The 6,526-nt window shown below is 63.0% G+C and carries 7 protein-coding genes and 1 pseudogene; 7 read left to right on the top strand and 1 reads right to left on the bottom strand.

Annotated elements, in window-relative coordinates; translation table 11 throughout:
• Positions 1 to 553 (bottom strand): crosslink repair DNA glycosylase YcaQ family protein (locus EOA49_RS29250; RefSeq protein ID WP_164749316.1); only part of this gene is annotated, 553 nt, incomplete at its 3' end.
• A 334-nt stretch (positions 554 to 887) separates the two neighbouring features.
• On the opposite strand from EOA49_RS29250, the gene EOA49_RS29245 reads away from it, so the two are divergent.
• From EOA49_RS29245 to EOA49_RS29215, 7 genes and pseudogenes are all read left to right on the top strand, one after another.
• The gene (locus EOA49_RS29245; RefSeq protein ID WP_127240923.1) at positions 888 to 1,253 is read left to right on the top strand and encodes an NADH-quinone oxidoreductase subunit A; all 366 of its coding nucleotides are present in this window, start codon (positions 888 to 890) and stop codon (positions 1,251 to 1,253) included.
• Positions 1,244 to 1,825, top strand: a complete 582-nt coding sequence (locus EOA49_RS29240) for an NADH-quinone oxidoreductase subunit B (protein WP_013531090.1) — start codon at positions 1,244 to 1,246, stop codon at positions 1,823 to 1,825. The genes EOA49_RS29245 and EOA49_RS29240 overlap by 10 nt, the downstream gene beginning before the upstream one ends.
• A 4-nt stretch (positions 1,826 to 1,829) precedes the next feature.
• Complete coding sequence (locus tag EOA49_RS29235; RefSeq protein ID WP_066998762.1) at positions 1,830 to 2,435, top strand: NADH-quinone oxidoreductase subunit C; 606 nt, start codon at positions 1,830 to 1,832, stop codon at positions 2,433 to 2,435.
• Positions 2,436 to 2,444: 9 nt separating this feature from the next.
• Positions 2,445 to 3,635, top strand: a complete 1,191-nt coding sequence (locus EOA49_RS29230) for an NADH-quinone oxidoreductase subunit D (RefSeq protein ID WP_127240924.1) — start codon at positions 2,445 to 2,447, stop codon at positions 3,633 to 3,635.
• Positions 3,636 to 4,940: an NADH-quinone oxidoreductase subunit E gene (locus tag EOA49_RS29225; RefSeq protein WP_127240925.1), complete on the top strand. Its 1,305-nt coding sequence runs from the start codon at positions 3,636 to 3,638 to the stop codon at positions 4,938 to 4,940. It begins immediately after the preceding gene.
• A gap of 10 nt (positions 4,941 to 4,950) precedes the next feature.
• Complete coding sequence (nuoF, locus tag EOA49_RS29220; protein WP_127240926.1) at positions 4,951 to 6,255, top strand: NADH-quinone oxidoreductase subunit NuoF; 1,305 nt, start codon at positions 4,951 to 4,953, stop codon at positions 6,253 to 6,255.
• A 72-nt stretch (positions 6,256 to 6,327) separates the two neighbouring features.
• Positions 6,328 to 6,526 (top strand): annotated as a pseudogene (locus EOA49_RS29215) (NADH-ubiquinone dehydrogenase); the annotation flags it as partial.

The raw sequence follows: 6,526 nt of genomic DNA, 5'->3' as shown, positions 1-6,526 counted from the left end.
GCCTACCGGCGAGGATTCGAGCGCTATTACGACCTGCCCAGAACAGCCATTCGAAAGCGTGCTTGGCCTCGCTCCAGCCCCACCATCCGCCATTGCCCTTGTGGCCTTCGATGTCGGAGGCGGCGATCGGCCCGCGTTCCGCGACTTGCCCGTAGATCTCCTCGATCATCGCCTTGCGCTCGCGGCCCCATTTGGCGAGGCCGAGATACATTTCCTCGCCTTTCTCGGCCCGCTGCATGCGCCAGCGCATCAACGGATAGGTCTCGACGGGCAGGAAGGAAGCCTCATGGGCCCAGTATTCGAAGACGGTTCGCTTGCGCGTGACGGCCGCGTTGTCGAGCAGCGCAAGGGGGTAGGGGCCGAGGCGCGAATAGAGCGGCATATAGTGGGCGCGCACCACGGCGCTGACGGAATCGATCTGCAGCAGGCCAGTTCGGGAAAGCACACGGGCGAGATGGCGACGATCGGGCGTGCCGGCCGGCCGCGCATCGGTAAAACCCTGCGCGCCGAGCGCAATGCGCCTTGCTGCGGCGAGCGAGATCTTTTCTTTCATCCAGCTACCTTGCCCTGATCCTTTGCCGGGATTTCCAGTCGGTGATTCCGGCCATGCTAACAGGCAAATGGCGGGAGATATGTCAGGATAGAAAAGTGGAGTAAAACATGAAGGAAATCAAACAGGAGCGGATCGGACCAGTTTCTTTCGATATGGCGTCCAGGGCCGGATTTTGAACAAGGTTTGACTTGCGTCGCCGAAACCGCTGCGCTAACCCTCGCCGCGTCGCAGCATAGGCCACCTAAAACGGTTCAGCGGGTTAAACTGTCACGCTTCCGCCTTAGAGTCCGTTGCTGTAATCAAAGTGAACTGGCCGCCGAAGGAAAGTCGCCGCATGAGCGCACTCCTAAGTTCGTATCTGCCCATCGTGCTCTTCATCGCAGTGGCGATGGTTGTCGGCCTGGCGCTGATCGTTGCGCCGTTCCTGGTTGCCTACCGCAATCCCGATCCGGAAAAGCTTTCCGCCTATGAATGCGGGTTCAACTCATTCGACGACGCCCGCATGAAGTTCGACATCCGCTTCTACCTGGTGTCGATCCTGTTCATCATCTTCGATCTCGAGGTCGCCTTCCTGTTCCCGTGGGCGGTGTCCTTCGCCAAGCTCGGCATGCTCGGCTTCTGGTCGATGATGGTGTTCCTGGCGGTGCTGACCATCGGCTTTGCCTATGAATGGAAAAAAGGAGCGCTGGAATGGGATTGAACGACAGTTCAGGCACCCTCGTCGCGCCGAAGCCCAAGGGCATCATCGATCCCAACACCGGCAGGCCGGTGGGGGAGGACGATCCCTTCTTCCTCGAGATCAATAATGAGCTGGCCGACAAGGGCTTCCTTGTCACCTCGACCGAGGCGCTGATCACTTGGGCGCGCAGCGGCTCGCTGATGTTCATGACCTTCGGTCTCGCCTGCTGCGCGGTCGAGATGATCCACACCTCGATGCCGCGCTATGACTCAGAGAGGTTCGGCGTCGCGCCGCGCGCGTCTCCGCGCCAGTCCGATATCATGATCGTCGCGGGCACACTGACCAACAAGATGGCGCCGGCGCTGCGCAAGGTCTACGACCAGATGCCGGAGCCGCGCTACGTCATTTCGATGGGTTCGTGCGCCAATGGCGGCGGCTATTATCACTATTCCTATTCGGTGGTGCGCGGCTGCGACCGCATCGTGCCGGTCGACATCTATGTCCCCGGCTGCCCGCCGAGCGCCGAAGCGCTGCTCTACGGCATTCTCCTGTTGCAGAAGAAGATCCGCCGCACCGGCACGATCGAACGGTGAACCAATGGCCTTGGCGTTGCACGAACTCTCCACCTATCTCGGCGAGAAGCTCTCCGGCCGCATCGGCGAAACGGTGCTTGCGTATGGCGAACTGACGGTTTGCGTCGAGCCGGGGAACCTGACGGAGGTCGCGACCTTCCTGCGCGACGACCCGCGCTGCCAGTTCGTCTCGATCATCGACATTTGCGGCGCCGACTATCCGTCACGTGCCAAGCGCTTCGACGTCGTCTACCACCTGTTGTCGCCGAAGCAGAACGTCCGCATCCGCCTCAAGGTCCAGGCCGACGAGGAGACACTGGTGCCGTCGCTGACCGGCGTCTATCCCGGCGCCGACTGGTTCGAGCGCGAGACCTATGATCTCTACGGCGTGCTGTTCTCGGGCCATCCGGACCTGCGCCGCATCCTGACCGACTACGGCTTTGAAGGGCATCCGCTGCGCAAGGATTTCCCGCTGACCGGCTTCGTCGAGGTTCGATACGACGACGAGGCCAAGCGAGTCATCTATGAGCCGGTGGAATTGAAGCAGGAATTTAGAAACTTTGACTTTTTGAGCCCATGGGAGGGAACGGATTACGTCCTTCCGGGCGATGAAAAGGCGAAGCCAAATTGAGGCGCCACAATGGCTGAAACCTCCGTCCGCAATTTTAACATTAACTTTGGGCCTCAACACCCTGCTGCGCACGGGGTTTTGCGTCTCGTGCTGGAGCTGGACGGCGAGGTGGTCGATCGCGTCGATCCGCATATCGGCCTGCTGCATCGCGGTACCGAGAAGCTGATCGAGGCCAAGACCTATCTGCAGGCGGTGCCCTATCTCGATCGGCTCGACTATTGCGCGCCGATGAACCAGGAGCATGCCTTCGCGCTCGCGGCCGAGCGCCTGCTCGGCATCGAGGTGCCGAAGCGCGGCCAGCTGATCCGCGTGCTCTATTCCGAAATGGGCCGCATCATGTCGCACATCCTCAATGTGACGACGCAGGCGATGGACGTCGGCGCGCTGACGCCGCCTCTGTGGGGCTTCGTCGAGCGCGAGAAGCTGATGGTGTTTTATGAGCGCGCCTCCGGCTCGCGCATGCATGCGGCCTACTTCCGGCCAGGCGGCGTGCATCAGGACCTGCCGCAGAGGCTGATCGAGGATATCGGCAAGTGGATCGATCCGTTCCTGAAGTCGGTCGACGACCTTGACGCCTTGCTCACCGGCAACCGCATCTTCAAGCAGCGCAATGTCGACATCGGCACGGTGTCGCTCGCCGACGCCTGGGCCTGGGGTTTTTCGGGCGTGATGGTGCGCGGCTCGGGTGCCGCCTGGGACCTGCGCAAGGCGCAGCCCTATGAATGCTATTCCGAGATGGATTTCGACATCCCGATCGGCAAGAACGGCGACTGCTACGACCGCTATCTCGTGCGCATGGAAGAGATGCGCCAATCGGCCAAGATCATGCGCCAGTGCGTCGAACTTCTGCTCGGCAAGGAGAGCGCCGGACCGGTGTCGAACCTCGACGGCAAGGTGGTGCCGCCGAAGCGCGCGGCGATGAAGCGCTCGATGGAAGCGCTCATCCATCATTTCAAGCTCTATACCGAGGGCTATCGCGTGCCGGCCGGCGAGGTCTATGCGGCTGTCGAGGCGCCGAAGGGCGAGTTCGGCGTCTATCTCGTCTCCGACGGCACCAATAAGCCCTATCGCTGCAAGCTGCGCGCGCCGGGTTTTGCGCATCTGCAGGCCATGGATTTCCTGTGTCGCGGCCACATGCTGGCCGACGTCACCGCCGTGCTTGGCTCCCTCGACATCGTGTTTGGTGAGGTCGATCGCTAAATGTCAGTCCGCCGTCTCGCAGATGCCAGCGTCCAGCCAGCCTCCTTCGCCTTCAACGAGGCGAACGCCGCGGCGGCACAGCAGTGGATCGCCAAATACCCAAAGGGACGCGAGCAGTCGGCCATCATCCCGTTGCTCATGATCGCTCAGGAACAGGAAGGCTGGGTGACGAAGGCGGCGATCGAGACGATCTCGGATATGCTCGGCATGCCGCGCATCCGCGGCCTCGAGGTCGCGACCTTCTACACGCAATACCAGCTCAATCCGGTCGGCACCCGCGCCCATATCCAGGTCTGCGGCACCACGCCCTGCATGCTGCGCGGCTCGGAAGCGCTGATGGATGTGTGCCGGTCTAAGATCCATCACGACCAGTTCAATACCAACGACAAGGGCACGCTGTCGTGGGAGGAGGTCGAATGCCTCGGCGCCTGCGTCAACGCGCCGATGGTCATGATCTTCAAGGACACGTTCGAAGACCTGACGCCGGAGCGCCTTGCCGAGATCATCGATCTCTATGAAGCCGGCAAAGGCGCCGAGGTGAAGCCCGGTCCGCAGAACGGCCGCACCGGTTCGGAGCCGGCCACGGGCCTGACGACGCTGAAGAGCGAGAAGGCAATCCTGAAATCCACCCGCGACAAGGAAGCCAAGGCCGCCGCGAAGGCAGCCAGGCAAGCCGCTGCCGCAGCGCCGGCTGCTGCATCCGCCGCCGTCGTCTCGCAGGCGCCTGCCGCGCCGCCCCCGGCCCCTGTCGGGCCATCGAAATCCGGCAAGCCGAAAACCGACGCGCCCGAAACCAGTCCGGCACTAAGGACACCGTCGCCGGTCAAGGTTTCGCCCGCCACCGAGAAGGCGGCCAGCGTCAGGGCGCCGCGCCACTCCGCAGCCAATGCCAACCAGGCTTCTCCGGAAGTCGAGGCGGTTTCGAAGCCGCGTAGCGGGCCGAAGGCCAAGGCCGAGCCGGCGTCCGCCTTCAAGTCGCCGGAAGCGAAGCAGCCTGCGACCAAGACGGCCAAGCCTTCGCTCGAGGACAAGAACCGCCCGGCCGGGATCGCGCGTCCGGCAACGGTCGACGATCTGAAGCTGATCTCCGGTGTCGGTCCGAAGATCGAAGGCGTCCTGCATTCGCTTGGCATTTATACTTTCGCGCAGGTCTCTGCGTGGAGGAAGGCCGAGCGCGAATGGGTCGACGGCTATCTCAATTTCCGCGGCCGTATCGAGCGCGACGACTGGGCGAAGCAGGCCAAGGCGCTCGCCAAGGGCGGCGTCGCCGAGTACATCCGCGTCTTCGGCAAGAAGCCGGTCTGAGGGACGAACAATGCTTCAGGACAAAGACCGCATCTTCACCAACATCTACGGCCTCTTCGACAAGTCGCTGGCCGGAGCGCAGGCGCGCGGCATGTGGGACGATACACCCGGCCTGATCGCCAAGGGACGCGACTGGATCATCAACGAAATGAAGGCAAGCGGCCTGCGCGGCCGTGGCGGCGCCGGCTTCCCGACCGGCCTGAAATGGTCGTTCATGCCCAAGCAGAGCGATGGCCGGCCGAGCTATCTCGTCATCAATGCCGACGAATCCGAGCCTGGCACCTGCAAGGACCGTGACATTCTGCGCAACGATCCGCATACGCTGGTCGAGGGCGCGCTGGTCGCCGGTTTCGCCATGGGCGCGGTCGCTGCTTACATCTATGTGCGCGGCGAGTTCATCCGCGAGCGCGAGGCGCTGCAGCGCGCCATCGACGAGGCTTATGCGGCCAAGCTCATCGGCAAGAACAACACCTCCGGCTACGACTTCGACGTCTATATGCACCACGGCGCCGGCGCCTATATTTGCGGCGAGGAGACGGCGCTGCTCGAAAGCCTCGAGGGCAAGAAGGGCCAGCCGCGACTGAAGCCGCCATTCCCGGCCAATGTCGGCCTTTATGGCTGCCCGACCACGGTCAACAACGTCGAATCCATCGCCGTGGCGCCGACGATCCTGCGCCGGGGTGCTGCCTGGTTCTCGTCCTTCGGCCGGCCGAACAATGCCGGCACCAAGCTCTTCTGCGTGTCCGGGCACGTCAACAATCCGTGCACCTTCGAAGAGGCGATGTCGATCCCGTTCCGCGAACTGATCGAGACGCATTGCGGCGGCATTCGCGGCGGCTGGGACAATCTGCTCGCGGTCATCCCGGGCGGCGCTTCGGTGCCGCTGGTGCCGGCCGAGCAGATCATCGACGCGCTGATGGATTTCGATGCGTTGCGCGACCTCAAATCCGGCCTCGGCACTGCGGCTGTCATCGTCATGGACAAGTCGACCGATATCGTGAAGGCGATCGCCAGGCTTTCCTACTTCTACAAGCATGAGAGCTGCGGCCAGTGCACGCCGTGCCGCGAAGGCACCGGCTGGATGTGGCGGGTGATGGAACGGCTGGTGCGCGGCGAAGCGCAGAAGCGCGAGATCGACATGCTGCTCGATGTCACCAAGCAGGTGGAAGGTCACACGATCTGCGCGCTGGGCGATGCCGCGGCCTGGCCGATCCAGGGCCTGATGCGGCATTTCCGTGGCGAGGTGGAGCGCCGCATCGACGAGTTTTCGCGCAACGCGCACCGGGTCGAGCCGGTGATGGCGGCGGCGGAATAGATTTGCAAGACGGGCATTGCCCGGGACGGAAAGCAGGGGCGGGGCGCACGAAGAAACGACCAGGAGATGTCTATGGCGCCGTATTCGATAGCCTACCCGCTGATGCCTTATTTGGACGAACTCGAGAAGATGAACCCGGACCTGACCAAGATGATGCCGAGGGAGATGGCCAGCGCCGTCAACCTGATGGCGCATCCTGTCGCGGGCGTGGCTGCACTATCGGCGGTAGGCATCGGTTTCGCCAACCATGCCCTGGGGGTCTGGGTGGGCG

The organism is Mesorhizobium sp. M1A.F.Ca.IN.020.04.1.1 (assembly GCF_003997315.1).
Lineage (GTDB): Bacteria > Pseudomonadota > Alphaproteobacteria > Rhizobiales > Rhizobiaceae > Mesorhizobium.
Note: the sequence above shows the minus strand (reverse complement) of the source record. Positions and strands in the feature narration are given on the sequence as shown.

Coding starts and splice junctions, on each gene's coding strand:
- EOA49_RS29245 (WP_127240923.1), top strand. CDS start 888: ATGAGCGCACTCCTAAGTTCGTATCTGCCCATCGTGCTCTTCATCGCA.
- EOA49_RS29240 (WP_013531090.1), top strand. CDS start 1,244: ATGGGATTGAACGACAGTTCAGGCACCCTCGTCGCGCCGAAGCCCAAG.
- EOA49_RS29235 (WP_066998762.1), top strand. CDS start 1,830: ATGGCCTTGGCGTTGCACGAACTCTCCACCTATCTCGGCGAGAAGCTC.
- EOA49_RS29230 (WP_127240924.1), top strand. CDS start 2,445: ATGGCTGAAACCTCCGTCCGCAATTTTAACATTAACTTTGGGCCTCAA.
- EOA49_RS29225 (WP_127240925.1), top strand. CDS start 3,636: ATGTCAGTCCGCCGTCTCGCAGATGCCAGCGTCCAGCCAGCCTCCTTC.
- nuoF (WP_127240926.1), top strand. CDS start 4,951: ATGCTTCAGGACAAAGACCGCATCTTCACCAACATCTACGGCCTCTTC.